General features: G+C 65.0%; 22 protein-coding genes. 11 read left to right on the forward strand and 11 right to left on the reverse strand.

What is annotated here, in order from left to right; all coding sequences use genetic code 11:
* The first annotated feature begins 176 nt into the window (after positions 1-176).
* The 6 genes from petA (at position 177) to AC0L2J_RS01520 (ending at position 7886) form a co-directional block, all read left to right on the forward strand.
* Complete coding sequence (gene petA / locus AC0L2J_RS01495) at positions 177-707, forward strand: ubiquinol-cytochrome c reductase iron-sulfur subunit (RefSeq protein ID WP_007595042.1); 531 nt, start codon at positions 177-179, stop codon at positions 705-707.
* 62 nt (positions 708-769) lie between these two features.
* The gene (fbcH, locus tag AC0L2J_RS01500) at positions 770-2842 is read left to right on the forward strand and encodes a cytochrome b/c1 (protein WP_007607075.1); all 2073 of its coding nucleotides are present in this window, start codon (positions 770-772) and stop codon (positions 2840-2842) included.
* Between the two features lie 138 nt (positions 2843-2980).
* On the forward strand, positions 2981-3655 hold the full coding sequence (locus AC0L2J_RS01505; RefSeq protein ID WP_007607077.1) for a dienelactone hydrolase family protein: 675 nt from the start codon (positions 2981-2983) through the stop codon (positions 3653-3655).
* Between the two features lie 116 nt (positions 3656-3771).
* Complete coding sequence (locus AC0L2J_RS01510) at positions 3772-4923, forward strand: DMP19 family protein (RefSeq protein ID WP_473386747.1); 1152 nt, start codon at positions 3772-3774, stop codon at positions 4921-4923.
* A gap of 249 nt (positions 4924-5172) precedes the next feature.
* Entirely contained in the window at positions 5173-7338 is a 2166-nt protein-coding gene (locus AC0L2J_RS01515; RefSeq protein ID WP_473386749.1) for an anthranilate synthase component I, read from the forward strand.
* 8 nt (positions 7339-7346) lie between these two features.
* The gene (locus AC0L2J_RS01520; RefSeq protein ID WP_007595035.1) at positions 7347-7886 is read left to right on the forward strand and encodes an adenine phosphoribosyltransferase; all 540 of its coding nucleotides are present in this window, start codon (positions 7347-7349) and stop codon (positions 7884-7886) included.
* Between the two features lie 20 nt (positions 7887-7906).
* Here the strand turns inward: AC0L2J_RS01520 and AC0L2J_RS01525 are convergent, their stop codons facing one another.
* The 9 genes from AC0L2J_RS01525 to AC0L2J_RS01565 all read right to left on the reverse strand — a co-directional run bounded on the left by AC0L2J_RS01525 (position 7907) and on the right by AC0L2J_RS01565 (position 18035).
* Positions 7907-8239, reverse strand: a complete 333-nt coding sequence (locus AC0L2J_RS01525; RefSeq protein ID WP_063996637.1) for a GIY-YIG nuclease family protein — start codon at positions 8237-8239, stop codon at positions 7907-7909.
* An 85-nt stretch (positions 8240-8324) separates the two neighbouring features.
* Positions 8325-8993, reverse strand: coding sequence for a hypothetical protein (locus AC0L2J_RS01530; RefSeq protein ID WP_063993484.1), 669 nt, complete (start codon positions 8991-8993; stop codon positions 8325-8327).
* Between the two features lie 60 nt (positions 8994-9053).
* The gene (locus AC0L2J_RS01535; RefSeq protein WP_007607084.1) at positions 9054-9809 is read right to left on the reverse strand and encodes a P-loop NTPase family protein; all 756 of its coding nucleotides are present in this window, start codon (positions 9807-9809) and stop codon (positions 9054-9056) included.
* A gap of 204 nt (positions 9810-10013) precedes the next feature.
* Positions 10014-11255 (reverse strand): M48 family metallopeptidase, encoded by a 1242-nt coding sequence (locus tag AC0L2J_RS01540; RefSeq protein WP_473386751.1) that lies wholly within the window; start codon positions 11253-11255, stop codon positions 10014-10016.
* Positions 11256-11287: 32 nt separating this feature from the next.
* Complete coding sequence (locus AC0L2J_RS01545) at positions 11288-11848, reverse strand: LemA family protein (protein ID WP_063993482.1); 561 nt, start codon at positions 11846-11848, stop codon at positions 11288-11290.
* A 137-nt stretch (positions 11849-11985) separates the two neighbouring features.
* On the reverse strand, positions 11986-12963 hold the full coding sequence (locus tag AC0L2J_RS01550; protein ID WP_473386753.1) for a small ribosomal subunit Rsm22 family protein: 978 nt from the start codon (positions 12961-12963) through the stop codon (positions 11986-11988).
* A gap of 111 nt (positions 12964-13074) precedes the next feature.
* Positions 13075-16539, reverse strand: a complete 3465-nt coding sequence (smc, locus tag AC0L2J_RS01555; protein WP_473386756.1) for a chromosome segregation protein SMC — start codon at positions 16537-16539, stop codon at positions 13075-13077.
* A gap of 217 nt (positions 16540-16756) precedes the next feature.
* On the reverse strand, positions 16757-17413 hold the full coding sequence (locus AC0L2J_RS01560) for a DsbA family protein (RefSeq protein WP_007607089.1): 657 nt from the start codon (positions 17411-17413) through the stop codon (positions 16757-16759).
* A gap of 127 nt (positions 17414-17540) precedes the next feature.
* Positions 17541-18035, reverse strand: coding sequence for a DUF721 domain-containing protein (locus tag AC0L2J_RS01565; RefSeq protein ID WP_473386758.1), 495 nt, complete (start codon positions 18033-18035; stop codon positions 17541-17543).
* A 122-nt stretch (positions 18036-18157) separates the two neighbouring features.
* Between AC0L2J_RS01565 and mutY the strand changes: the two genes are divergently transcribed.
* Both mutY and AC0L2J_RS01575 read left to right on the forward strand, forming a co-directional pair.
* The gene (gene mutY / locus AC0L2J_RS01570; protein ID WP_473386760.1) at positions 18158-19258 is read left to right on the forward strand and encodes an A/G-specific adenine glycosylase; all 1101 of its coding nucleotides are present in this window, start codon (positions 18158-18160) and stop codon (positions 19256-19258) included.
* Positions 19259-19326: 68 nt separating this feature from the next.
* Positions 19327-19746 carry a PaaI family thioesterase gene (locus AC0L2J_RS01575; RefSeq protein WP_473386763.1) on the forward strand — a complete coding sequence of 140 codons (420 nt, stop codon included), beginning with the start codon at positions 19327-19329 and terminating at the stop codon, positions 19744-19746.
* Between the two features lie 182 nt (positions 19747-19928).
* On the opposite strand, the gene AC0L2J_RS01580 is transcribed toward AC0L2J_RS01575, so the two are convergent.
* Complete coding sequence (locus AC0L2J_RS01580; protein ID WP_473386765.1) at positions 19929-21215, reverse strand: flavin-dependent oxidoreductase; 1287 nt, start codon at positions 21213-21215, stop codon at positions 19929-19931.
* Between the two features lie 140 nt (positions 21216-21355).
* Between AC0L2J_RS01580 and AC0L2J_RS01585 the strand changes: the two genes are divergently transcribed.
* Positions 21356-21976 carry a glutathione S-transferase family protein gene (locus AC0L2J_RS01585; protein WP_473386767.1) on the forward strand — a complete coding sequence of 207 codons (621 nt, stop codon included), beginning with the start codon at positions 21356-21358 and terminating at the stop codon, positions 21974-21976.
* 177 nt (positions 21977-22153) lie between these two features.
* Here AC0L2J_RS01585 and AC0L2J_RS01590 read toward each other — a convergent pair whose 3' ends face one another.
* A complete protein-coding gene (locus AC0L2J_RS01590) occupies positions 22154-23074 on the reverse strand; it encodes a LysR family transcriptional regulator (protein WP_473386768.1) in 921 nt (306 codons plus the stop codon).
* A 91-nt stretch (positions 23075-23165) separates the two neighbouring features.
* On the opposite strand from AC0L2J_RS01590, the gene AC0L2J_RS01595 reads away from it, so the two are divergent.
* Positions 23166-23609 carry a nuclear transport factor 2 family protein gene (locus AC0L2J_RS01595; RefSeq protein WP_063996636.1) on the forward strand — a complete coding sequence of 148 codons (444 nt, stop codon included), beginning with the start codon at positions 23166-23168 and terminating at the stop codon, positions 23607-23609.
* 334 nt (positions 23610-23943) lie between these two features.
* Positions 23944-25953, forward strand: a complete 2010-nt coding sequence (locus AC0L2J_RS01600; protein ID WP_473386770.1) for a HAMP domain-containing methyl-accepting chemotaxis protein — start codon at positions 23944-23946, stop codon at positions 25951-25953.
* Positions 25954-26001 lie beyond the last annotated feature (48 nt).

The raw sequence follows: 26001 nt of genomic DNA on the forward strand, positions 1-26001 counted from the left end.
TCGCCCGGCAAGGGTGCCAATAGAACGATTCTGGACTGCTGTTTTCGCCTTGTTTTGGTGGGGGCACGTGAAGTTCTGCCGCCGCGGGGGGCCGCGGGCGCCGGCAGGCTGTTCTGGGGACCTTGGGGGCTCCTGGAGCGGTTCCGCCGGCTGCATAAGAAGAAAGGGTTGGAATCGTGACGACAGCGTCTTCGGCGGACCATCCGACACGCCGTGATTTCTTATTCGTTGCAACGGGGGCAGCTGCAGCAGTAGGGGGCGCAGCTGCGCTCTGGCCCTTTATCTCCCAAATGAATCCTGATGCGTCGACCATCGCCGCCGGTGCGCCGATCGAGGTCGATCTCAGCCCGGTCGCCGAGGGGCAGGACATCAAGGTGTTCTGGCGCGGCAAGCCGATCTATATCAGCCACCGCACCAAGAAGCAGATCGACGAGGCGCGCGCCGTCAACGTGGCGAGCCTGCCCGATCCGCAGTCCGACGAGGCCCGGGTCAAGTCCGGCCATGATCAGTGGCTGGTCGTGATCGGCATCTGCACCCATCTCGGCTGCATCCCGATCGCCCATGAAGGCAATTACGACGGGTTCTTCTGCCCCTGCCATGGTTCGCAGTACGATTCGTCCGGCCGCATCCGCCAGGGGCCCGCGCCCGCGAACCTGCCGGTGCCGCCGTACCAGTTCGTTTCCGACACCAAAATCCAGATCGGCTGAGCTTCGGGCCCTCGTCCGAAGCTTCGCGCCGTCTCGTCGTACTATTTCCTCAGGATCGCATCATGAGCGGACCATCCGACTACCAGCCGAGCAATCCGGCCCTGCAATGGATCGAGCGACGTCTGCCGATCCTCGGCCTCATGCACTCCTCCTTCGTGGTCTATCCCACCCCGCGCAACCTGAACTATTGGTGGACCTTCGGCGCTATCCTCTCCTTCATGCTGGGGATTCAGATCCTGACCGGCGTGATCCTGGCGATGCACTACACGCCGCATGCCGACCTCGCCTTCAAGTCGGTCGAGCTGCTCGTCCGTGACGTCAATTACGGCTGGCTGCTGCGCAACATGCATGCCGTCGGCGCCTCGATGTTCTTCGTCGCCGTCTACGTCCACATGCTGCGCGGCCTCTATTACGGCTCCTACAAGGAGCCGCGCGAGGTGCTGTGGATCCTCGGCGTCATCATCTACCTGCTGATGATGGCGACGGGCTTCATGGGCTACGTGCTGCCGTGGGGCCAGATGAGCTTCTGGGGCGCCACCGTCATCACCAATCTGTTCTCCGCCATTCCCTATGTCGGCGAGAGCATCGTGACGCTCTTGTGGGGCGGCTATTCGGTCGGCAATCCGACGCTGAACCGCTTCTTCTCGCTGCACTATCTGCTGCCGTTCCTGATCGCGGGCGTCGTCGTGCTCCACGTCTGGGCGCTGCATGTCTCCGGCCAGAACAACCCTGATGGCGTCGAGCCCAAGACGGAAAAGGACACTGTTCCGTTCACGCCGCATGCGACCATCAAGGACATGTTCGGCGTCTCCTGCTTCATGCTGCTCTACGCCTGGTTCATCTTCTACATGCCGAACTATCTCGGCGACGCCGACAATTACATTCCGGCGAACCCGGGCGTGACGCCGCCGCACATCGTGCCGGAATGGTATTATCTGCCTTTCTACGCGATCCTGCGTTCGATCCCGAACAAGCTCGCGGGTGTGATCGGGATGTTCTCGGCGATCATCATCCTGTGCTTCCTGCCCTGGCTCGATGCTGCCAGGACCAAATCGTCGAAGTACCGTCCGCTGGCCAAGCAGTTCTTCTGGATCTTCGTCGCGGTCTGCATCCTGCTCGGCTATCTCGGCGCGCAGCCGCCGGAAGGCATCTATGTGATCGCCGGCCGGGTCCTGACGTTCTGCTACTTCGCCTACTTCCTGATCGTGCTGCCGCTGCTCTCGCGCATCGAGAAGCCGCGGCCGGTGCCGAACTCGATCTCGGACGCCGTCCTGGCCAAGACCGGGAGCAGGTCGACGCCGATGGTGTCGAGCGCGATCGTGCTTGCGCTGGCGGGTGCGTTGTTTGCGGGCTCAGCCGACAGCGCGCGTGCCTCCGAAGGCAGCGACAAGCCGCCGGGCAACAAATGGTCGTTCGCCGGTCCGTTCGGCAAGTACGACCGCGGCGCATTGCAGCGCGGCCTGAAGGTCTACAAGGAAGTCTGTGCCAACTGCCACGGCCTGTCCTACGTCGCCTTCCGCAACCTCGCGGAAGCCGGCGGTCCCGGCTATTCGGTCGCGCAGGCTGCTGCCTTCGCCTCCGACTACAAGGTCAAGGATGGCCCGAACGACGCCGGTGATATGTTCGAACGCGCGGGCCGGCCGGCGGATTATTTCCCCTCGCCATTCCCGAACGAGCAGGCCGCGCGTGCCGCGAATGGTGGCGCGGCGCCGCCGGATCTGTCGCTGATCACCAAGGCGCGTTCCTACGGTCGCGGTTTCCCCTGGTTCATCGTCGACTTCTTCACCCAGTATCAGGAGCAGGGCCCGGACTACGTCTCGGCGCTGCTCCAGGGGTTTGAGGACAAGGCGCCCGAAGGCGTGACCATCCCCGAGGGGTCCTACTACAACAAGTACTTCCCGGGCCACGCCATCAAGATGCCGAAGCCGCTCAGCGACGGCCAGGTGACCTATGACGACGGCTCGCCGACCACGGTCGCGCAGTACGCCAAGGACGTCACCACGTTCCTGATGTGGACCGCCGAACCGCACATGGAAGCGCGCAAGCGCCTCGGCTTCCAGGTGTTCATCTTCCTGATCATCTTCGCCGGCCTAATGTACTTCACCAAGAAGAAGGTCTGGGCCGACTCGCACTGAGCGGCCCGAGCCGAGAATGAAGAGGCCCCCGAAAGGGGGCTTTTTTGTTGGGCACGAGAGTGTGTTGTCAGGCGCGATTGCCTATCGCGCGCTCAAACGCCAAAATGCCGCGAATCCAAAAACTCGTCGGAGGACACCATGGGAACCGCCATCACCTTCAAGCGCCCGGACGGCAAGGACGCATCGGGCTATCTCGCCAATGCCGCGCGCGGCAACGCGCCGGGCGTGGTGGTCATCCAGGAATGGTGGGGTCTGTCGGACCAGATCAAGGGCCTGTGCGACCGCTTCGCGCTGGCCGGGTTCGATGCGCTGGCGCCCGATCTCTACAAGGGCAAGGTGGTGCCGTATCACGACACCGACGCCGCCGGCAAAGAGATGAACTCGCTCGACTTCATGGACGCCACCACGCAGACGGTGCGCGGCGCCACGCAATATCTGTCGCGCAACGGCGCCAAGGTGGGGCTAACAGGCTTCTGCCTCGGCGGCGCCGTCACCATCATCGGCTCGGTGCATGTGCCGGAGCTCGCCGCCGGCGTGGTGTTCTACGGCATCCCGCCCGAGCAGGCGGCCAAGCCCGCCGACGTCAAGATCCCGCTCCAGGCCCATTTCGCCAACAAGGACGATTGGTGCACGCCGGAGCTGGTCAACGGCTTTGAAAAGGCCATGAAGGCCGCCGGCAAGTCGCTGGAGCTGTTCCGCTATGACGCCGAGCACGCTTTCGTCAACGAGCAACGCCAGGCCGTCCACGATCGCGAAGCCGCCGAGCTCGCCTGGGGCAGGGCGACGGAATTTTTCCGGAAGCATCTGGGGTAGGCTGTGCGGCGGCGCGCCGCGATCTGCGCTAGCGCCGCATCGCGTTTGAAAATCGATCACTGCAATCATAGAGTGCAGTCGCAGAGGTTTCCACCATGCGACTGCAGGAGAGCACGATGATTGTGGACGGCCGCTTGACCAAGGTTGTGGTGTCCCGCGAAGCGCTGGAGGCGGCTCGGGGCCCCCAGAAGGCCCATTATCTCACTGGCGCTGTGGTCGACTATGTCAGCCGAATTCAGCATTTCGGCGTCTACACGAGAGGTGAACTCCCGGCCGTGGCCATACAGGCCTATCATGCCGACTTCTATCTCGCTCAGGTCTGCAACGGCGGTCACAGCCAGTTCATCGGCAACACAGGGCTCGCGATGCTCCCAACGACGTCCGGCGACGCACTCGCTGGATTGGAGGCGATGGGAGCGAGCGCGCAACACCAGATCTTGCAGGAGATGATCGCCTGGGTAGAGGCACATCCCGACGAGGCTGCGCTGCAGACCGGATTCGAAAACCGCGCCGCGGCGCTCAGCGCGCTTGATAAGCGCTTCTATGCGGTAGAACGAGAGCAACCAATGATACCGCTTGCGGCCCGATGGATCGCGAACTGGCCCGAATTGCACGCCGTCGCGCAGGAGCAGTATGCTTCCGAAATCGAGCGGCTTGCGCTGCTTAACCCACATCTGTCCCACCGCCGGATCTGGCAAAGCGTTCGCCACATCAGCTTCCAGATGACTGACGATTTGCAGATCACGGTCGCGGCGGCCTGCGGGGCGGTGAGGCCTGACCCGGAGCTCAAGGTCATGGTGCTTCCAGGATTCGACACGGATGTGGAGGGGCAGCAATGCACGGCGTTCGGCGTAAGGACCAACAAGGGCTCGCGGCTATGCGTCTTTGACGAGGCGGGTGGACGACTTTATGAACTTGCGACGCCCCCTACGATAGTGGGCGCGCGGCTGTCGACTGTGGGGACTGACACGATCCAGAATTTCTTGAGAATTGCCGAGCAAAACCTTGCGGCCGAAGCGATCGACCTGCTGTTGCGGAAGTTAAGTCTGGATCCCGCCGCGGCGATCACGGCCTTGAGTGTGAGCGACGATCGAGCGAGTTGGTGTGCGGTCACAGGAGAGACCAGCGTTTTGGTCGAAACCTTTGGCGACCGCGCCCAGGTCATCGGATCTGACGGCGAGCTCGTGCTCACGGTCATGCGAGACGCAATCGAGCGTCATGCCGGCGACGCGGCCGTGGGGCGCGCCAGCCTGCAAGACCGGCGATAACGCTCGTTGCGATTTGCGCCATTTTGCCGGTCGAGCCTGCCCAGCGGCTCTTGACGTCGTTCCCGCGCCATGGTGAGTATCCGCCGATGAGCACCGCCGTCCGCCCAGCCCGTCTTTGGTGGCGCACCTCCTGAGAGGTGGCCGGTGCGATTTATTCTCCCAAAATCGTCTGAGGTCGCCCACGCAGTGCGGCGGCCTGATCGTTTGTCCTGTGTGGCGTTCCCTCGACAAGTTTCGTAAGAGGACCCCATGAACAGGACCGTCTTTGCCCTTCCGGCTCGAAGCGACTATGTGACCCGCGCGGGGCTTGCGGTCACGCGCGTGGCGGAGCAGTTTTCCGGCGGCGCCAACCGGCTCGACGATCTCGTCAACCTGCTCGACCGTCGCCGCGGCGTGGTGCTGTCGTCGGGTACGACCGTGCCCGGCCGTTACGAGAGTTTTGACCTCGGCTTCTCCGATCCGCCGCTCAAGCTCGAGACCACCGGCGTCAATTTCAAGCTGGAAGCGCTGAACGCGCGCGGGGAGGTCCTGATTTCCTTCCTGGCCGACGTCTTGCGCGAACCCTGCGTCGTGATCTCCGAGAAGACGCCCACGCGCCTTGCCGGTCATATCATCCGCGGCGACGCCCCGATCGACGAAGACCAGCGCACGCGGCGCGCCAGCGTGATGTCGCTGGTGCGCGATCTCGTCGCCGCTTTCTCCGCCAATGACGACGGGGTGCTGGGTCTGTTCGGCGCCTTCGCCTACGACCTCGTGTTCCAGATCGAGGATCTCGTACAGAAGCGCGCGCGCGAGAGCGACCAGCGCGACATCGTGCTCTACGTCCCCGACCGCCTGCTCGCCTATGACCGCGCCACGGGCCGCGGCGTCGTGCTCACTTACGATTTCGCCTGGAAGGGCAAGTCCACCGCGGGCCTGCCGCACGAGACTGCCGAGAGCCCGTATCTCAAGACACCGCGCCAGGGTTTTGCCGATCACGCGCCCGGCGAATATCAGGCTACGGTCGAGACCGCGCGCGCCGCCTTTGCGCGTGGCGATCTGTTCGAGGCGGTGCCGGGGCAGCTCTTCGCCGAGCCCTGCGACCGCTCGCCGGCGGAAGTGTTCCAGCGGCTCTGCGTCATCAACCCGTCGCCGTACGGCGCGCTGATGAATCTCGGCGAGGGCGAATTTCTCGTCTCGGCCTCACCGGAAATGTTCGTGCGCTCGGACGGACGCCGGGTCGAGACCTGCCCGATCTCGGGCACCATCGCGCGCGGTACCGATGCGATCGGCGATGCCGAGCAGATCCGCCAGCTCCTGAACTCCGAGAAGGACGAGTTCGAGCTCAACATGTGCACCGACGTGGACCGCAACGACAAGGCGCGCGTCTGCGTTCCCGGCACGATCAAGGTGCTGGCGCGCCGGCAGATCGAGACCTATTCAAAGCTCTTCCACACCGTCGACCATGTCGAAGGCATGCTGCGTCCCGGCTTCGATGCGCTCGATGCCTTCCTCACCCATGCCTGGGCCGTCACCGTCACCGGCGCACCAAAACTCTGGGCGATGCAGTTCGTCGAGGATCACGAGCGCTCGCCGCGTCGCTGGTATGCCGGCGCGATCGGGGCGGTGAATTTCGACGGCAGCATCAACACCGGCCTCACCATCCGCACCATCCGGATGAAGGAAGGCCTCGCGGAAGTGCGTGTCGGCGCCACCTGTTTGTTCGACTCCGATCCCGCCGCCGAGGACCGCGAATGCCAGGTCAAGGCCGCGGCCCTGTTCCAGGCGTTGCGCGGTGATCCGCCGAAGCCGCTGTCGGCCTTCGCGCCCGATGCCACCGGAAGCGGCAAGCGGGTGCTGCTGATCGACCATGACGACAGCTTTGTGCATATGCTGGCCGATTACTTCCGCCAGGTCGGTGCCGACGTCACCGTGGTCCGACATGTGCATGCGCTCGACATGCTCAAGCAGAAGCGATGGGATTTGCTGGTGCTGTCGCCCGGCCCCGGCAGGCCTGAGGATTTCGGGATCAAGAAGACCATCGACGCGGCGCTAGAGAACAAGCTGCCGGTGTTCGGCGTCTGTCTCGGCGTCCAGGCGATCGGCGAATATTTCGGCGGCGAGCTCGGGCAGCTCACGCATCCCGCCCACGGCCGGCCCTCGCGGGTGCAGGTGCGCGGCGGGCGGCTGATGCGCAATCTGCCGAACGAGATCATCATCGGCCGCTATCACTCGCTCTACGTCGAGCGCGACAGCATGCCGGAGGTGCTATCCGTCACCGCCAGCACCGAGGACGGCGTCGCCATGGCGCTGGAGCACAAGACCCTGCCGGTCGCCGGCGTGCAATTCCATCCGGAATCGCTGATGTCGCTCAGCGGCGAGGTGGGCTTACGAATTGTCGAGAACGCGTTCCGCCTGGATGCGCGCGCTGATTGAGAGGCACCATGACTTTTGACCACGATCTGAAGGCGAGCGTCCGCACCATCCCGGACTACCCGAAACCCGGGATCTTGTTCCGCGACATCACCACGCTGCTCGCAGATGCGCGTGCGTTCCGCCGCGCGGTCGACGAACTCGTCAATCCCTGGGCCGGCAACAAGATCGACAAGGTCGCCGGCATGGAAGCGCGCGGCTTCATCATCGGCGGCGCGGTGGCGCACCAGGTTTCGGCCGGTTTCGTGCCGATCCGGAAAAAAGGCAAGCTGCCACACACCACCGTGCGCATCGCTTACTCTCTCGAATACGGCATCGACGAGATGGAGATGCATGTCGACGCCATCCAGCCCGGCGAGCGCGTGATCCTGGTCGACGACCTCATCGCCACCGGCGGCACCGCGGAAGGCGCGGTGAAATTGCTGCGCCAGATCGGAGCCAATGTGGTCGCCGCCTGCTTCATCATCGACCTGCCGGACCTCGGCGGCGCCGCCAAGCTGCGCGCGATGGACGTGCCGGTGCGCACGCTGATGACGTTCGAGGGGCACTGAGCGGTCGCCGCTGGCGACGTTCAGATCGGCTCGGCCTTCAGCTCCGACAGCCAATGCAGCGTGCGCTCTTTGAGCAGCGCATTCCTGACATAGGCGGTCTCCTCATCCTCCAGACGCTCACATTCGCCAAACGTCAGGCCTGCCTCGCCATGCCTGTTCCAGGCAGCCTGGAGGCTACGGCAGGTGTGGCTACCCTGGCGCAGCGAGAACCAGATGCGGTTCTGGATTGTCTCGAGGTTTGGGGCTTGGCCGATCCAGGCCTCGCCCGAGGCCGCGCAGCGGACGACGTAGATGCCTGCAACGGTCTTCCGCTCCTTGTAGGCGGCGATCGCTGCTTTCCGGTTGATGGTCACGGTGAAGAGGCCTTGCTGAGGACGCTGGTGCGTCAACTCCGTAACCGCAGAGCCTCTCCGAGTCAATATTATCCGGGTAAAATATTCAGGACCGTTGCAGGATCAGGCTGAGCTCGAGCTCGCGGAAGGCGAGATAGTTCCGCCGGGTCCACTGGTGCAGCTCGGTCGAGGCATCCTTCTCCTGGCGCAGGTAGCCGGTGAAGGAGAAGTTCAGGCGGCCGATATAGGTCTTCAGGAACCCGGGCAGCGCGGGCAGTCGGAATACCCGTCCGGTAGCCATCGCGGCCGGTAGTTCACCGCGCACGATGTGCTCGTTGTCCACCGTGATCAGGTTGATCCGCGGGATCTGTTCGCGCAGCATCTCGTGGGCGCGGGCCGAGACGCGGTCGGTGTCGGCGACGAACAGGATCATCGGCGCGACGTGGCGACGCGCCGCCTCTTTCAACAGGCCGATCTCCTCCGTCATCTTGAAGAACTCGTCAAAGGCATGGAAGCCGAGGTCGATCACCTTGGCAACCCCGTCATCGACGATGACGCGATCCATCAGCTGCATCTTGCCATAGGTGTCGATCACGTCGGCGGTCTCCGTGATCTTCGGCAGATAGTCGAGCAGCGACGGCTCCTTCAGGTTGACGTCGAAGGCCACGACGTTGCCGTTCTTGAGCAGCAAAAATTCGCTCAAAAGCCGCGCCAGCAGGGTCTTGCCGACCTGCGGGCGGGGCGAGCAAATGATGTAGAGGGGCGTCGCGGACATCGATAGCTATATCAGTCGAACTCGGCGACCAATCCAGCCGTATCCGCCCGGCTTGCGCAACTATTTTTCGCTGTTGCGGGCCCCGGATTTCGTCGAGCCGACGATATCGGTCAGCCGGATCCGGTCGAACTCACTCCAGACGTTCGCAAGCCAGTGTCGGACATAACCGCGCAGCACGAACGAGTAGTTCGCGGCCTCGTCGTTGATGCCCTTGTTGGCGACGAATTTCAGGAATGGGACGGAGGACACCTCGACCTGCTCATAGGCCATTTCGTTGAGCTTGGGGATGGTCAGCTCGGTCGCGTCCTTGATGCGGTTGAAATACGATTGGTATGTCGCCTGATCCCACTGGAAGAACTGGGTATCGTTGATGAAGTTCTTCACCAGGAAGTATTTGGCGCCCCCCATGAAGCCCGCGGTCTCGGCGATCTCGTCCAGCGAGGCGATCGAGGGTCCGAGGATGTGAAACACGGCAAAGGTGATCTGGCCGGCCTTGGCGGCGTCGAGGAAACCGATGTCGCGCAAGGAGGCGAGCGCCGGCGAGAGCAGGCCGGCGCGGACGTCGATCACGGTGACCGACGGGCTCGTCGCGTTGAGCGTATCGAATATCTTCATCTGATCCGACGTCGTCGTCATGTCGACGATCTCGGTGATGTCAGGGTGGAAGCGCTTCAGGGTTCCGCGCGGCGATTCGGTGTCGAAGGCACGCGTCGGCACGTTGTTGGCGGAAAAATAATCGAGCAAGGTGCGCGACACGGTGGTCTTGCCGACCCCGCCCTTGTCCGCGCCCACCACAACCACTGCCGGCTTTGCCATTGCTGTCCCCTAACGCGCCCCCCCGATCGCGAAGTCGCAATCGGCCGGGCCCCAAATCGATGTCGCAAAGATGTCCCAAGTCTGCTGTTGGGCGCGAACATGGCAGAAACAAGGGAGAATTCAATTCCGCAGGCCCCAGTTACGGCAATTCCCGAGGTTTTTCCCAATCGCGACGAATCCTGCCGCGCGTGGCGTCAAATCGCCTCAATGGCGGCCCCAAGGACCCATGGGATTGCCCAAGGATTTGCCTATCGGGTTGCCGTTGCCGGTTCCGGCGGAGCTGGGTGCGGGCACTGGCGGCGGACCGGCCGCGCCGCCTGCGTCGTTCCGAGGACCTTGCCAAGGACCCTGGCGCAGCGGCGGTGGGGTGTTCTGCCGGTCGGCTTGCGTGTCCGGCTCCTCGGTCTCGTCGGCGGAAGGCGGCAGCGGGCCAGGATCATGGCCGCCGGCGAACTTGACCAACGCATCGACCCGCGACTGCACCGAGGGGTGGGTCGCGAACAAATCGGCGAAGCCCTCGCGCGGATTGTCGACGCAGAGCTCCATCACCGCCGATGTTGCGCCCGGCAGCTCGCCGCGGTTCTCGATCTTACGCAGCGCCGAGATCATGGCGTCCGGGTTTTTCGTCAGCTCGACGGAGCCCGCGTCCGCAAGATATTCGCGAGAGCGCGACAGCGCGAGCTTCACCACCTGCGACAACAGCCAGGCCACCACGATCAGCACGACCGCGATGATGATCACGATCACCGCGCCGCCCCCGGAACTCTTGCTGTCGCTCGACGACGAGGACGATCGTGACGACGAGGAGGAACCCGACGACCACGAGCCGCCGGAGCTCCAGCTGAAATTCGTGAACAGGCGGAAGAACAATTCGCCGAAGAACCCGACCACGCCCGCGATGATGACGGCGACCACCATGAGCTGCACATCGCCATTCTTGATGTGGGTCAGCTCGTGGCCGAGCACCGCCTCGATCTCCTTGTCATCAAGCGCATTGAGAAGACCGGTGGTGACGGTGACCGAATATTGCCGCGGGTTGAGGCCGGTCGCGAACGCATTCAGCGCCGGGCTCTCCATGATCTTCAGCTTCGGCATCGTGATGCCGCGCGAGATGCAGAGATTTTCAAGCAGATTATAGAGCCGCGGCTCTTCCTGCCGGGTGACGTCGTGGCCACCGGTCACCGCATCGATCATCGACTGGTGGAAGAAATAGGCGATCACGATCCAGGCCGCTGCCACGACGGTCGCAACCGGTGCGGCGACTTTCAGATCATAGAAGGCGCGTCTCAGATAATGGACGACGGTCTCGTCGCCATTGATGACGACTTCGGCGATCAGCGCGCCGGCATAGACCAGCACATAGACCAGCGCGAACAGGCCGGCGAGCAGCAGCATCGAACGCAACTTGTTCGAGGCGATGTGCGTGTAGAGACCATACGCGGCCATGACGCGATGCCCTGCCGGCCTATCGGCTCAACTCAGAACTTCACCTGTGGCGTGGCCTCGACCTCGGTACGGCTGGCGCCGAGATCGAAGAAGTCCTTCCTGGTGAAGCCGAACATGCCGGCGAACAGGGCGGCCGGCATCTGCTGGATGCCGGTGTTGTATTCCTGGACCGCGCTGTTGAAGAAGCGGCGGCTGGCCGCGATCTTGTTCTCGAGATCGGACAGCTCGCTGGCGAGTTGCTGGAAATTGGCGTTGGCCTTGAGGTCGGGATAGGCCTCCGACAGCGCGATCAGCCGGCCGAGCGCACCGGAGAGCTGGGTCTCGGCCGCAGACACCTGCGCCGGTCCCTGCGCCGACATCGCCGAATTGCGCGCCTTGATGACGTCGTCGAGCGTGCCACGCTCATGCGAGGCATAGCCCTTCACGGTCTCGACCAGGTTCGGGATCAGATCGTGGCGCTGCTTGAGCTGCACGTCGATATCGGCAAAGGCCTGGCCGACGCGCTGGCCCAGCGCCACCAGCCGGTTGTAGGCGGCGAAGGCAAAGAACACGAGGACGACGATAACGCCGAGAACGATCCAGCCGGTCGACATGGAGAACTCCTGAAGGGGGAAGAAGGCGGGCGCTAGGGTAGACCAAATTGGCGCGGAGCGAGAGCCCGGCGCAGAGGGGAGCTAGGATTGGTCGGATGAGGGACTATCCGAGTTCAAGGCGAAAGCGGCGGAGGAGGTTAACTTTCGGACAGGTCGGCATCACCCCAGCGCCAGCGGCGGGCGCTTGCATAGGCGGCCTTGTCGCGACGTGGGACCTTGGCGAGTTCGACGCCTTGCTCGCTGCAGAGCTTTGCCGTGATCTCGGCCTTGCCGACCTCCGGCGGCGCCAGCACGCGCGCGGCGCGGGTTGCGGGCGGCGTACGGGTCAGCGCCACGTAGATGTATCGCTCGTCCTCGAACGGCACCTCGGCACCCTTGATCTGGCGATGAGCCTGCGAGCGCGGCAAGCGCTGTGAGAAATGGCACCAGTCGGGAGCCGCCAGCGGACACGGCTTTTCGTGCGGGCAGGGTGCGGCGACATAGGCCCCCGCCGCGATCAGTTGCTGGCGCAAAGCGAGGATGCGCGCGTAGCCGGCGGGCGTGCCGGGCTCGATCACGACCAGCGCGTGGCGCGCTTTCGCCCACATCGTTTCCGCGAGCTTGCGTCGATCGCCCTCTCTGAGCTCGCCAATGACATAACTCGCGACGACGAGATCCGCTGGCGAAACTTCGGCGAGGTTCGCGCCGGCATCGCCGGGCAGGTAGCGGCAATCCGCCAGACGCGTGCTGTCGCGCGCCAGGTCGAGCGCGAGACGGCTCAGCGTGGCGTTGGCGTCGAGCAGGGTGAAATCTTGCAGCGATGAAAACGCCTCTGCCGCGGCCCAGCTCGCGGTGCCCGGACCTGCGCCGACGTCGAGCAGCGTTTCCGGAGCGAGGTCCGGTACGATCTCAGTCAGCGCATTCAGACTTGCCGCCACCGCCGCGTAGGTCGCCGGCATGCGCGCGAGCGCATAGGCGAGCGCGTCGGCATCGGACTTGATCGTGCCGGAGCCGCCGCCTGCGCGATAGGTGGTGGAGATTTTCTGCGATCGCTGCGCAGCGTCGGTGCGCGAGAAGCCCTGGAGCTTGCCGTCGAGGGCCGCCTTTAGCTCAGCGGGAAGCGTGGGCGAGATCATCTTAATTCGCCGTCATTCCGGGCGGGCGTAGCGCGAACCCGGAATCTCGAAATGGTGGCGCGAGATTCCGGGTTCGATGCTGCGCACCGCCCCGGAATGACGGCCAAAAAATCACGCCACGTTCTGGTCGAGAATGTCCACCGCCTCTTGCAGGTTCACCGACACCAGTTGCGAGACGCCGCGTTCCGCCATGGTGACGCCGAACAGGCGGTTCATCCGCGCCATCGTGATCGGGTTGTGGGTGATGATGATGAAGCGCGTGTCGGTCGAGGCGGTCATCTCGTGCAACAGATTGCAATAGCGCTCGACGTTGTGGTCGTCGAGCGGCGCGTCGACTTCGTCCAGCACACAGATCGGCGAGGGATTGGTGAGGAACACCGCGAAGATCAGCGCCATCGCCGTCAGCGCCTGCTCACCGCCCGAGAGCAGCGACAGCGTCTGCGGCTTCTTGCCCGGTGGCTTGGCGATGATTTCGAGGCCGGCTTCGAGCGGATCATCGCTCTCGATCAAATGCAGCGCGGCTTCGCCGCCGCCGAACAGCTCGACGAACAGACGCTTGAAGTGGTTGTTGACGACCTCGAACGAGGTCAGGAGCCGCTCGCGCGCCTCCTTGTTGAGGCTCTGGATGCCCTGGCGCAGCCGCTTGATGGCTTCGACGAGGTCATCGCGCTCGGTGACCAGGCCGTTGTGCTGGGTCTCGACCTCGCGCAGCTCTTCCTCGGCGCGCAAATTGACCGCACCCAGGCGCTCGCGATCGCGGCGCATTTTTTCGAGGTCTTCCTCGATATCGTGCAGCGGCGGCAGCTCCGTGCCGGGTTCGATCTCGGCGAGGCCGGCAACGGCCTGCGGTTCGACTTCCAGCATGTCGCGGATCTCGCGCTCGATGTCCTCGAGCCGGCGTCGCGCGCCTTCCATGCGCTCCTCGGCGCGGGCGGTGGCCTCGCGCGAGCTCGAGAGCGCCTCCAGCGTCAGCTTGGCGACGCGATCGGTTTCGGCCATCGCGGTCTCCGCGCTGGCGAGCGCGTCGGCGGCCATGCGGCGGTCGTTTTCGGCGTATTCGATCTCGGTGATCAGCGCGCTGCGCTTCTCCGCGAACACGGCCGGCGCGTTCTCGAGATCGCTGCGCTCGATCGAGACTTCGGTGATGCGGGTCTGGATGGTGTCGATGTGGGAGGCTGCGCTCTCCTTGCGGTTCTGCCACTCGGTGCGTTCGGCGAGGATCGCCTGCACGCGGCGGTCGGCCAGCTCGGCTTCGCGCGCCAGCGCCTGGGCCTCGGCGCGGACCTGCGCGGCCATGCGGCGATGGCCTTCGATGTCGCTGCGGACGGCGGCGAGACGGGTTTCGGTGTCCTCGCTCGACGGCAACTCGGAGATCCCGGCTTCGGCGTATTCGTAGGCGGCTTCGGCCTCGGCGCGGTCGGCGGCCAGACGGCTGTGCGCTTCCGACAGCGTCGCCTTGCGCGCGGCGTGGCGGCTGATCTCGCGCTCGACCGTGGCGTGGCGCTCGCGCGCGACGTTGAGCTCGCGCTGCGCGGCGCGCCAGGCTTCGCGGCTCGCGCCTTCGGTGCTGGCGGCCATCTGCAGCTCGGCCTCGGCGTTCTCCAGCGCCTGACGCTTGATCTGCGCGTCGATGCGGGCCTGCTCCAGCTCGTTCTCGATGTCGATCAGGCGGGCGCGCTCGGCAAGCCGCCGTGCTGCGCCGGTCGGCGCGTGGGCGGCTGCGACAAAACCGTCCCAGCGCCAGACGTCGCCTTCGGGCGAGACCAGCCGCTGGCCGGTCTTGAGCTGCGAGATCAGCTCGGCGCCGCGCTCACGCGGCACCACGCCGATCTGCGCCAAGCGGCGGGTCAGCTCGGCCGGGGCCTGCACGTGGCTGGCGAGCGGCACGACGCCTTCGGGCAGTTCCGGATCGCCGTCGGTGACGCCAGCGTTGGTCCAGCGCATCGGCGCGGACGGATCGACCGGCGCGTCGAGATCGTCGCCGAGGGCTGCGCCGATCGCCTTTTCAAACCCCTTGTCGACCGTGATGCCGTCGATGATCGGCGGCCACAGATTCTTGGTCTCGCCGTTGAGGATCTTGGAGATCGTGCGCGCCTCGGTATCGAGCCGCTGCACGCGCTTGTCGGCTTCGACGAGCGGCGAGCGCGAGGATTCCAGCGTCTGCCGCGCGGCGACGTGCGCGGCTTCGCTGGCCTGAGCGGCGGCTTCCGAGGCTGCCAGCGTCTGCTCGGCGTTCTCGACCGTCGCGGTCAGCTCGTCGAGATCGCCGAAGCCGCCGGTCTCCTGGGTGAGCTTCTGCTCTTCCGTCGCGACATTCGAAATCTCCTGGTCGAGCCGGGCGAGCTTGTCGCGGTGGGTCCGAACGTTGGCTTCGAGCTGATTGCGCTTGGCGGTGAGATCGGCGAGCGCGGTGGTGAGCTCGGCGAACTGCTGCTCGGTCTCGGTCAGAACCGCCTCGGCTTCGGCGACACGCTCGTCAACGCCGGAGCGCTTCTCGACGCGCGACTTGATCTCTTCCTTCAGCTCGGCATCTTCGGCGTCGAGGCGCTGCAGCGCGACATCGGCGTCCATGGTCTGCTGCTGGGCACGCGAGATGTCGCCTTCGAACTGGGCAAGGCGCCGCTCGAGTTCCGCGACGCGCTCCTTGGCGCGCTCTTCCTCGCGATCGAGCAGCTCGCGGGCGTTTGTCAGGCGCTGCAGCCCCGCCGCGGCGCGCGCTTCGGCATCGCGCAGCGCCGGCATTTCGGCAGCGCGAATCGCCTGGATGCGTGCGGCTTCGGCCTGGTGCTGAGTACGCTCAGCCATCTCGCGGACGGCGAGATCGTGGGTGTGGCCGGATTCGTTGACGTCGGCATGGGCGCCGATCCAGCGCAGATGGAACAAGGTCGCTTCGGCCTTGCGCACCTTGGCCGCAACTTCGCGATAGCGCACGGCCTGGCGCGCCTGCTTCTTCAGGCCTTCCATCTGCCCTGCGAGCTGGCCGATCACGTCCTCGACGCGGGTGAGATTGGTTTCGGCCGCCTTGAGCCGCAGCTCGGCTTCGTGGCGTCGGGCGTGCAGGCCGGCGACGCCGGCGGCGTCTTCCAGCACGCGGCGGCGCTGCTCGGGCTTGGCCTGAATGATCTCGCCGATCTTGCCCTGGTGGACGAGGGCCGGCGAGCGCGCGCCGGTGGCAGCGTCGGCGAAGAGAATCTGCACGTCGCGGGCGCGCACATCGCGGCCGTTGATGCGGTAGACCGAGCCGGCCTCGCGCTCGATGCGGCGGGAGATTTCAAGCAGCTGGCTGTCGTTCATTGCCGCCGGCGCGGTGCGATCGGAATTGTCGATCGTCATCGTCACTTCGGCGTGGTTGCGCGCGGGGCGATTGCCGGAGCCGGCGAAGATCACCGCATCCATGTCGGCGGCGCGCAACGACTTGTAGGAGGTCTCGCCCATCGCCCAGCGCAGCGCCTCGACGAGATTCGACTTGCCGCAGCCGTTGGGGCCGACCACGCCGGTCAGGCCGGGCTCGATGACGAAGTCGGTGGCCTCAACGAAGGACTTGAAGCCGTGAAGGCGCAGGCGGGTGATTTTCATAAGCACGCATCTCTGTTGGCAGGCGCGAATCCCCCTGCCGGGACAATACCATGAAAGGCAATGTCGCTATCCGGGCGAGTCGCGCGAGGCGCCTCATGCGGTCGGACAATGGCCGCGGTGCGCCGCGAGGGCAACCGGCGAAAGCCGCTTTTCCCAAGGGATTTATGTCGGGAAAGATACGGTTATCGAGATGCGAATCAGGATTGTGCCGTGCGAATCAGCTCTTGAGCAGCGGATTGATCTTCTTGGCGAATTCCTCGAACGAGGTCTCGCCCTTGATCTTCTCGCCGTTGACGAAGAATGTCGGCGTCGAATCGACCTTCAGAACGTCGCTGGCATATTTCTGGTCGGCGGCGATCTTGTCGAGTAGCGCCTGGTCCTTCAGGCAAGCCTCGACCTGCTGCTGGGTGAGACCGGCCTGCTTGCCGATCCGGGTCAGGGTCTCCGTGGTGTTCTTCACCACCCAGTCGTTCTGCTGGCGGAACAGCATGTCGGTGACGGCAAAGTATTTCGGCGCGTCGCCATTGGCGATGCAGCGTGACAGCATCGAGCCGGCGGCGGCTTTGATGTCGAGCGGGAACTCGCGGAAGACGTAACGCACCTTGCCGGTGTCGATGTATTCCGACTTGATCTTGGGAAACACCTGCTCGTTGAAGGCCGCGCAATGTGGGCAGGTCATCGAGGCGTATTCGGTGATAGTGACGGCGGCGTCCTTCGGGCCCAGCGCCATGTCGGGCAGCGACACCGGCTTGGCGACGTCGCCAGCGGCCTGCGCGATAGCTTCCGAGATGAACCGCAGCGGTGAGAGCCCGGCGACCGCGGCAAGCCCGGTCAGCGACAGCATCGTGTTGAAGGCGCGGCGGGTGATGATCAAGGTCGGCTCCCGGATTGGCGTGGTGTCGCCCGAAATTCCTATTCAGACGGCCTGTCGCTAGCTTGAAACGTCGTTTGAGGCAATGGCGAGCGGCAAGGACAGGTCCAGTTTGGCCGCAGAATAAGGCTCAATTTCGCTTGATGGCGGCCCCGAGGCGCGCCAGCGCCGACCTCAATTGTTCATCTTCGATGTCGCCCAGGCGCTCAGCCACCTCGGCCACCGATTTGGCGTCCGGCGGGCTGGGCCGGGTTGGCCGTCGGGCGCGCGAAAGCGGAGCCTGGCGGAAGGCCAGCTTGCCGACCGCGCTCCAGCCGAAGAAGCGGTTGACCCGTTGCAGGATCACATCGGCGGAGTGCTGGATCTCCAGCGCCATCGGACCTTCGACCCGCAGCACCAGCGTGGCCGGCTCCTGCGGCTGACCCTCGACCGGCCGCGGCCATTGCATCTTGAGCGGCTCGGCATGGGCCGCGATCTCCGGCCCGGCAATCTGCGCCCACCGCGTTACCAGCTCGCGCGCGGCAAAACCCTGCTTGGCGTAGGCCTCGGCAAAGACGTCGTTGAGCAGGAGCGACAGCGGCTTGGCGCTGATGGGACCGGGTTTGATGGGGCGAAGCTTGGACATGGGACCTTATAGCACTCCGGAGCGTCGGCCACAGGCTCTTGGCCGCGAAGAAAGACGTGGACGCCCGCGCCCAGCGTGGGCATGACGTGGAGAGATCGGTGCATTGCCGCTACAGTGCGAGCATGAGCCCCAAATCCGCCCTCAGGGCGAAATCGGAACCAGTTCCGCCGGAGACCTCGTCGCGCCCGCTCGCGCTGCTCGATTGGTACGACCGCCATCGCCGCCGATTGCCCTGGCGCGCTGCGCCCGGCGCGGCATCCGACCCTTACCGCGTCTGGCTGTCCGAGATCATGCTGCAGCAGACCACGGTGAAGGCGGTCGGGCCCTATTTCGAAAAATTCGTCTCGCGCTGGTCTGACGTCACCGCGCTCGGGCGGGCCTCGCAGGAGGACGTGCTGCGGATGTGGGCCGGGCTCGGCTATTATTCTCGCGCCCGTAATCTCCATGCCTGCGCGGTCGCGGTGACGCACGAGCATGGCGGCACCTTTCCGGACACCGAAGCGGGCCTGCGCGCGCTGCCGGGCATCGGGCCCTATACGGCGGCAGCGATCGCCGCGATCGCGTTCGACCGCCGCACCATGCCGGTCGACGGCAATATCGAACGCGTGGTCTCGCGGCTCTTTGCAGTTGAAGAAGAGCTCCCGCAGGCAAAACCGCTGATCCAGCAGCTGGCGGCGACGCTACTCGCCGATTCTCGCGCCGGCGACAGCGCGCAGGCGCTGATGGATCTGGGTGCCTCGATCTGCACGCCGAAGAAGCCGGCCTGCTCGCTGTGCCCGCTGAACGAGGATTGCACGGCGCGCGCGCTGGGAACGCAGGACACGTTTCCGCGCAAGGCGCCGAAGAAGAGCGGCGCGCTACGGCGCGGCGCCGCCTTCGTCGTCACGCGCGGCGACGAGCTTCTCGTCCGCAGCCGCCCCGAAAAGGGCCTGCTCGGCGGCATGACCGAGGTGCCGGGCTCGGACTGGCTGGCCGGACAGGACGATGCCAAGGCCAAACAGCAGGCGCCCGAGTTGAAGGGGCTGTCGCGCTGGCAACGCAAGGTCGGCGTGGTCGCCCACGTCTTCACGCATTTCCCGTTGGAACTGGTGGTCTACACGGCGAGGGTGGAAGCGCGGACGCGGGCACCCGCCAGCATGCGCTGGGTGCCCATCGCCACCCTCGCCGACGAAGCATTGCCCAACGTCATGCGTAAGGTGATTGCGCATGGATTGGACCCCTAGCAGCCCATCCTGCTGACAACATGCTGGCAGCAGGCCTGCGTTAGCTGTGGCTGGCAACGGAGGGTCGCATGATCAAGACCGCGCTCGACAACTTTCCAAGGCCACCCTGTGCCGAGCTGCTCGGGTGGCGCCTGCTCGACGCCCGCCCCGGGGAAGGCTGGATCAAGCTCGCCTTCGACGGCAAGCCAGAGTTCTGCAATCCGGCCGGCTTCATCCAGGGCGGCATGCTCTCGGCCATGCTCGACGACACGATGGGCCCCGCCGTGCTGGTGATGAGCGAGGGCCGGCTCTACACCACCACCATCAGCATGACCGTGAATTTCCTGGCTCCCGCAAAGCCCGGACCGATCATCGGCGAGGCCAAGGTGACGCAGCTCGGCAGGACGATTGCGTTCGTCGAGGCCAGGCTGACGGCGGAAGACGGGACGCTGCTGGCGACGGCAAGCGCGAGCGAGCGGCTGCTCGAAGCGGCGAGGGTGGTGAAGTGAGGCGGGCACCTCCCTCTCGCTCCCTCGCCCCGTTCTTACGGGGAGAGGGTGGGGTGAGGGGCCTCTCTCCCCGGATGCGATTGTTGTGAGACCTGTACCCCCTCACCCGGATCGCAAGAGCGATCCGACCTCTCCCCGCAAGCGGGGCGAGGTGAAAGAAGACCGTGCGGCTCGATGACGAGCTAACTTTCAACCAACTTCGCGCGCGCACCCGCGCTCACGATCGGCGGCTTCGCGTTCAGCGCTTCCACCTGGAAGCCGGCGACGCGCTTGTAGTTGGCGGCAACATCCTCCAGCTCCCGTTGCGACAGCACGTCAGTGACGACCTTGTAGCCGTCGGGCGCGCGCTCCTCGACCAGCTGCATCACCTGCTCAGGGCCATTCTTGCGGTTGAGCAGGACGAGACTGGTGGTTGCAGGCCGCCGCTCCGCCTCATAGGCGAGCAGGGCCGCTTGCGTCGGGCCGTGCGCCAGGATCTCGCGGGTGATGGTGCGGGCATCGAGGATCGCCTGCGAGGCGCCGTTGGACCCGATCGGATACATCGGATGTGCTGCGTCGCCCATCAGCGTGACGCGGCCGAAAGTCCATTGTGACACCGGATCGCGATCGACCAGCGGATATTCATAGGCGTGCGGGCAGTTCTTGATCAGGCCGGGCACGTCGAGCCAGTCGAACTGCCAGCTCTCGAACCAGGGCAAGAACTCTTCCAGCCGGGCGGTGCGGTTATAGTCCTCGCGCCGCCATTGATAGGTTGGCGGCATGTGGCGCTCGGCAACCCAGTTGATCAGATGGTTGCCCGCGGCGTCCGGTTCCTTCGAGATCGGATAGCAGACGAATTTCAGGATCTCGTGGCCGGCCATGATCATGGTACGGCCGGTGAGGAACGCCTTTGCAGGCGTGACGCCGCGCCAGAGGATGCGGCCGTTCCAGATCGGCGGGCCTTCGTCGGGATAAAGTTTTTCTCGCGCGGCGGAATGGATGCCGTCGGCGGCGATGAGGAGCGCGCCGTCGTAAGTCCCCGCGGCCTTGCCGGTGGCCTTGTCGATGAAATCGGCGCGCACGCCATCGGCGGTTTTGCTCCAGCCGGTCAGATGATGGCTGGTGAGGATGTTGTCGCGGCCGAGGCGTTCGATCGCGGTGTCGAGCAGCAATTGCTGGAGCGTGCCGCGATGGATCGAAAACTGCGGCCATTTATAGCCGGCCTCCAGCCCACGCGGCTCGCTCCAGATCGGTTTGCCGTGCTTGGAGAAATAGGCAAGCTCGCGGGTGCGCACGCCGGCGGCATCGAGCTTGTCCATCAGGCCGAGCTCGATCAGCTCGCGCACCGCATGCGGCAGCACGTTGATGCCGACACCGAGCGGCCGCAGTTCGGCGACGCTCTCGAACACTTTCACGGGAATGCCGATTCCGTGCAGGCTGAGCGCAAGCGTCAGCCCGCCGATGCCGCCACCGGCGATGAGTACGGTCATGGGAAAGCCCCTCCAACTAGGGCGTCTTGGCACAGCCGGGCGCCGGTGGGCAACTGCGAAGAGCAAGAGCACTGGGAAGGCCGTGCTATGGACCTCGGGGCCGGCAGCCGTTACCTTCCGGCTTTCCCATGAGGTCCGACATGCTCAAGCTCTACTACGCCACCGGCACCTGCGCGCTCGCCACCTACATCACCCTGGAAGAAGCCGGCGCCGACTACGCGGCCGAGCGGCTGAGCTTCAAGACCAACCAGCAGAACAGCGCGGAGTATCTCGCGATCAACCCGAAAGGCCGCGTGCCCGCGCTGGTGACCGATCGCGGCGTCCTGACCGAGACCCCGGCGATGCTTGCCTATCTCGCGCAGACCTTCCCCAAGGCGAAGCTCGCGCCGCTCGACGATCCCTTCGACTTCGCCCAGGTGCAGTCGTTCAACTCCTATCTCTGCTCGACCGTGCACATCAACCATGCCCACAAGATGCGCGGCGCGCGCTGGGCGAGCGAAGAGAGCTCGTTTGCCGACATGAAGGCGATGATCCCGAAGACCATGGGCGCCTGCTTCTCCCTGATCGAGCAGAAGATGTACAAGGGGCCCTGGGTGATGGGCGAGCAGTTCACAATCTGCGATCCTTATCTCTACACCCTGTCGACTTGGCTCGACGGCGACAGCGTCGACATCAACGCGACGCCAAAAATCGCTGATCATTTCAAGCGCATGTCCGACCGCCCCGCCGTGCGCAAGGTGATGGACGCGCAGAAGGCGTAGGAGCGCGGCAACATATTCCCCTGTTGTCCCGGGCAAGCGTCAGCGCAGACCCGGGACCCGTAACCCCAGGGGGAAGTTGTGACGCAAGCTGACAATCGCGAGCCTTCGCCAAACCACGTCCTGTGGTTATGGGTCCCGGCCTTCGCCGGGACGACCCGTTTGTTTTGAAGCAGCGTCCTACCCAGCGCGCCCTTTCTTCTCCAATTGCCGTCCCGTCTCCAGCATCAGCCGCCTGAGCCAGATCGAGCCCGGATCCATCTGTGCGCGGGTCGGGTAGAACATGAACTGCTCGTCGATGCCGGGGTCGAGCGGTGGCGTCACCGTGACGAGGCCGAGCTGCTTGGACAGCGCCGCGATCAGCCGGCGCGGCACGAAGGCGACGAGGTCGGTGCGGGCGGCGACGTGCAGCGCTTCGAGATAACCCGGGACGACGAGAGCGATGTGCCGGTCGATGCCCTTGGTGCGTAGCCAGGTGTCGATCAGGTCCTCCGGCTGGCCGCGGATGATGACGCCGACATGGCGTGCGGCCAGGAACGTCTCGCGCTGCTTCAGCTTCGTAGCCATGGGGTGGCCGCGCCGCACGGCCAGCGCGTCGCTGTCGGTGTAGAGCAACTGGCGGTGAAACCCCTTGAAGGCGTTGCCGATCGAGATCACGAGATCGATTGTGCGGGCGAACTCGGCGTGGAAGATCGCAGGCCCCCGCCACGGCACCACGTCGATTCGGACATTGGGCGCGGCCTGCGTCACCTTTTCCATCAAGGGCGGCATCAACAGCTCGACCGCGAGATCCGGCATCATCAGGCGGAATTGCCGCTCGCTGCGCGCCGCGTCGAATTCATCCGATAGGAACAGCCCGCGCACCTGATCGAGCGCCTGCGCCAACGGCGCGCGCAAGGCTTGCGCCCGCGGCGTCAGCTCCATCCGCGCGCCAGTGCGTACCAAGAGCGGATCGCCAAGGATGTCGCGCAGACGCTGGAGCGCATGACTGGCCGCCGGCTGCGACAGCCCGATCCGCAAGGCGGCGCGGCTGACGCTGACCTCGCGCAACAGTGCGTCGAGCGCGGTCAGGAGATTGAGGTCGAGCGAATTCAAATTCATGAGGCGAATAGATATCATACCCACTATCGATTTGAAGAATTTAGAGCCGGCGGCGATGATCTCGATTGTTCTCACCAAGGGAGATGCCGCCATGAACGCGAGCGCCAACAAGAAGCTGATGCAGGATATCTTTGCAGCCGCCGCCAGTCCCGATCCGGCTGTGCGCGACCGCGCCTTGTTCACCGAAAGTCTTGCCGACGACGCCAAATGGATCGTGACCGGCCAGTACTCCTGGTCGCGCACGTTTTCGGGCAAACATGCGATCCTCAACGATCTGCACGGCTATGTGCGGACCCGCCTTGTCGATCGGACGCGGACGGTCGCCCATCGCTTCATTGCCGACGGCGATGTCGTCGTCGTCGAAGCGAAGGGCGACAACGTCACGCCCGAGGGCGTGCGCTACGACAACGAGTATTGTCTCGTGTTTCGTCTCGAGGACGGCAAGATCAAGGAGATCCGGGAATATTGCGACTCGGTGCTGACCGAGAAGGCCCTCGGTCCGTTTCCGCAAACGCTCGTGAGGGCCGCGAGCTGAGCGGATCGAGCGACGTCGCGTCGACCGGTGCCGTCCGCCGCGGCCGGCGATGCTCGTGTCGGTGGCGCTGGCCGGACAAGCTGCAGCGGCCTGCATGGCGCTGCGGGCTTCTCGCCAAAACCTTGCTCACCTGCTGATAAAATCAGCAGATGTTGTGCCATCTGACGCGTGCGCGCGCGAACAATTTGAAGGTTCAATTAACGAGTGTCCCCCATTGTGTCGCGGTGCAGCGTGGGTCGCGAACAACGCGACGCGCGGCTGCCAGGGTGGCCGGTGACGATCGCCGGATTAGGCCGGCCGCTCGAATTGACATGCATCTGGGTGGACAGTGGGAATGCCGAGTTTTCGTTTGCGGATCAGGGGACGCCTGTACGCAGGTTTCATGGCCTTGGTGGCGGTTGGTCTTGTGATGGCGGTGGTCGCCATCTGGAATTTGCGGTCCGTCCAGGATCAGGTCGCAAAACTCTCCAAATTGTCGGACAGCACGGCGCGCGTCCTGGAGATATCGACCCATCTTCAGGCCATCCAGCGGGCCAATCTGCGCTACATTTACGACGCCAACGAGCCTGCGATGCGGGAGGCTGCCGAGCGAGAGACCGCGGCGACCGGGCTGTTGCAACTCGGAGCAAAAGGCACCCTCTCGGAGGAGCGGCGGAAGCTCTACAACGATCTGATCGCCGACATCGCCAAAATGAAAAGCCTGCGTGACAATCTCGGCGACGCCGTCAACGAGGCGCGGACGGGCAAGGCGACGTTGTTGCCGAGTGGCGAAGAGCTGACCGTCAAGATGGCCAAGCTGGTCGATGTGGCCCGCGCCGCCGCCGACGACGACACGGTGTCGCTCGTCGCGGACCTCGAGTCCCGGGTCCTGCTGGTTCGAATCGCGAACTGGCGCTTCCTCGCCCTGCGCGACACCAACGGGCCCACCGCCTTCAGAACCAATGTCGACAGAGCGGTGCAGCGCCTGGCGGCCGTCGAAAGGAGCCCGCAGGCGGGGGACCTTCGCTCGTCTCTGACGCCTGTGAAGACCGCCCTCGGCATCTACAAATCCGCGTTCGAAACGACCTCCGCCGCGATGCTGCGGTCCGACGAGATCTACCACAAGGATCTCGCACCGCTTATCTCCGCGAGCATCGCCAAGCTCAAGGTCGCGGAAACCGCCTTGAAGGCGGATTACAAGGATTCGCGCACCGCGGCCGATGTTGTGATCGACGGCACGACGTCGCTACAGGGTATCGCGGGCGGCCTCGCCGTCCTGTTCGGACTGATCGTCGCCTTCCTGACCGCCCGCAGCATCGTGGGGCCGCTGACCTCGATGACGCGCGCAATGGGGTTGCTTGCCGGGGGCAATCTGGCCGTCGAGATCCCCTCGCGCGGCAAAGCCGACGAGATCGGCGACATGGCCAAGGCGATCGACGTCTTCAAGACCAACATGATCGACACCGAAAGGCTGCGCCATGAGCAGACCGCAACCGAGGCCCGGCAGGCCGAGAGCCGCAAGGCCGATATGGCCCGGCTCGCCAGCCAGTTCGAGCAGGCGGTGGGCGAGATCGTCGACACCGTATCCTCGGCATCGCACGAGCTCGAGGGCTCGGCCGGCACCCTGACCGCGACCGCGAGGCGCGCTCAGGATCTCTCCACCGAAGTGCAATCCGCCTCCCAGGAAGCCTCGGCCAATGTGCAGGCGGTCGCCTCCGCGACCGAGGAGCTGTCCTCCTCGGTGACGGAGATCGCGCGCCAGTTGCAGGAATCGGCGCGCATCGCGGGCGAAGCCGTCGGTCAGGTGAGCAAGACCAACGCGCGCGTCAGCGAGCTCTCCAAGGCTGCTGCCCGCATCGGCGACGTGGTCGAGTTGATCAGCACCATCGCCGGCCAGACCAACCTCCTGGCGCTGAACGCCACCATCGAGGCGGCGCGCGCGGGTGAAGCCGGCCGCGGTTTTGCCGTGGTGGCCTCGGAGGTCAAGGCGCTTGCCGAGCAGACCGCGCGGGCCACCGGTGAGATCGCCCAGCAGGTCTCGGGGATCCAGGCTGCGACGGAGGAGTCGGTCGGCTCGATCAGGGAGATCAGCGGCACCATCGAGCGGCTGTCGGAGATCTCGTCGACGGTCGCCGCTGCCGTGGAGGAGCAGGGTGCTGCGACGCAGGAGATCTCCCGCAACGTGCAGCAGGCCGCCCAGGGAACGCAGCTTGTGTCGTCCAACATCGGCGACGTGCAGCGCGGGGCGTCCGAGACCGGCTCGGCCTCCTCGCAGGTGCTCTCGGCGGCACGCTCGCTGTCGGCCGACAGCCACCGCCTGAAGCAGGAAGTCGCCAACTTCCTGAACTCGGTCCACGCCGCCTGAGCCTCGAAAGCAAAGGCCACGCGCATGCGCGTGGCCTTGCGTTGTGAC

It is taken from the genome of Bradyrhizobium sp. MV1.5, assembly GCF_055807615.1.

What these genes read in the sequence shown, in the direction of transcription:
- AC0L2J_RS01530 (WP_063993484.1), bottom strand. Translation starts at nt 8,993, where the DNA reads ATGTCCGCGACGCCCCTCTACATCATTTGCTCGCCCCGCCCGCAGGTC.
- AC0L2J_RS01590 (WP_473386768.1), bottom strand. Translation starts at nt 23,074, where the DNA reads ATGAATTTGAATTCGCTCGACCTCAATCTCCTGACCGCGCTCGACGCA.
- AC0L2J_RS01510 (WP_473386747.1), top strand. Translation starts at nt 3,772, where the DNA reads ATGATTGTGGACGGCCGCTTGACCAAGGTTGTGGTGTCCCGCGAAGCG.
- fbcH (WP_007607075.1), top strand. Translation starts at nt 770, where the DNA reads ATGAGCGGACCATCCGACTACCAGCCGAGCAATCCGGCCCTGCAATGG.
- AC0L2J_RS01575 (WP_473386763.1), top strand. Translation starts at nt 19,327, where the DNA reads ATGATCAAGACCGCGCTCGACAACTTTCCAAGGCCACCCTGTGCCGAG.
- AC0L2J_RS01600 (WP_473386770.1), top strand. Translation starts at nt 23,944, where the DNA reads ATGCCGAGTTTTCGTTTGCGGATCAGGGGACGCCTGTACGCAGGTTTC.
- AC0L2J_RS01595 (WP_063996636.1), top strand. Translation starts at nt 23,166, where the DNA reads ATGAACGCGAGCGCCAACAAGAAGCTGATGCAGGATATCTTTGCAGCC.
- AC0L2J_RS01540 (WP_473386751.1), bottom strand. Translation starts at nt 11,255, where the DNA reads ATGGCCGCGTATGGTCTCTACACGCACATCGCCTCGAACAAGTTGCGT.
- smc (WP_473386756.1), bottom strand. Translation starts at nt 16,539, where the DNA reads ATGAAAATCACCCGCCTGCGCCTTCACGGCTTCAAGTCCTTCGTTGAG.
- AC0L2J_RS01580 (WP_473386765.1), bottom strand. Translation starts at nt 21,215, where the DNA reads ATGACCGTACTCATCGCCGGTGGCGGCATCGGCGGGCTGACGCTTGCG.
- AC0L2J_RS01535 (WP_007607084.1), bottom strand. Translation starts at nt 9,809, where the DNA reads ATGGCAAAGCCGGCAGTGGTTGTGGTGGGCGCGGACAAGGGCGGGGTC.
- AC0L2J_RS01585 (WP_473386767.1), top strand. Translation starts at nt 21,356, where the DNA reads ATGCTCAAGCTCTACTACGCCACCGGCACCTGCGCGCTCGCCACCTAC.
- mutY (WP_473386760.1), top strand. Translation starts at nt 18,158, where the DNA reads ATGAGCCCCAAATCCGCCCTCAGGGCGAAATCGGAACCAGTTCCGCCG.
- AC0L2J_RS01505 (WP_007607077.1), top strand. Translation starts at nt 2,981, where the DNA reads ATGGGAACCGCCATCACCTTCAAGCGCCCGGACGGCAAGGACGCATCG.
- AC0L2J_RS01565 (WP_473386758.1), bottom strand. Translation starts at nt 18,035, where the DNA reads ATGTCCAAGCTTCGCCCCATCAAACCCGGTCCCATCAGCGCCAAGCCG.
- AC0L2J_RS01520 (WP_007595035.1), top strand. Translation starts at nt 7,347, where the DNA reads ATGACTTTTGACCACGATCTGAAGGCGAGCGTCCGCACCATCCCGGAC.
- AC0L2J_RS01545 (WP_063993482.1), bottom strand. Translation starts at nt 11,848, where the DNA reads ATGTCGACCGGCTGGATCGTTCTCGGCGTTATCGTCGTCCTCGTGTTC.
- AC0L2J_RS01550 (WP_473386753.1), bottom strand. Translation starts at nt 12,963, where the DNA reads ATGATCTCGCCCACGCTTCCCGCTGAGCTAAAGGCGGCCCTCGACGGC.
- AC0L2J_RS01515 (WP_473386749.1), top strand. Translation starts at nt 5,173, where the DNA reads ATGAACAGGACCGTCTTTGCCCTTCCGGCTCGAAGCGACTATGTGACC.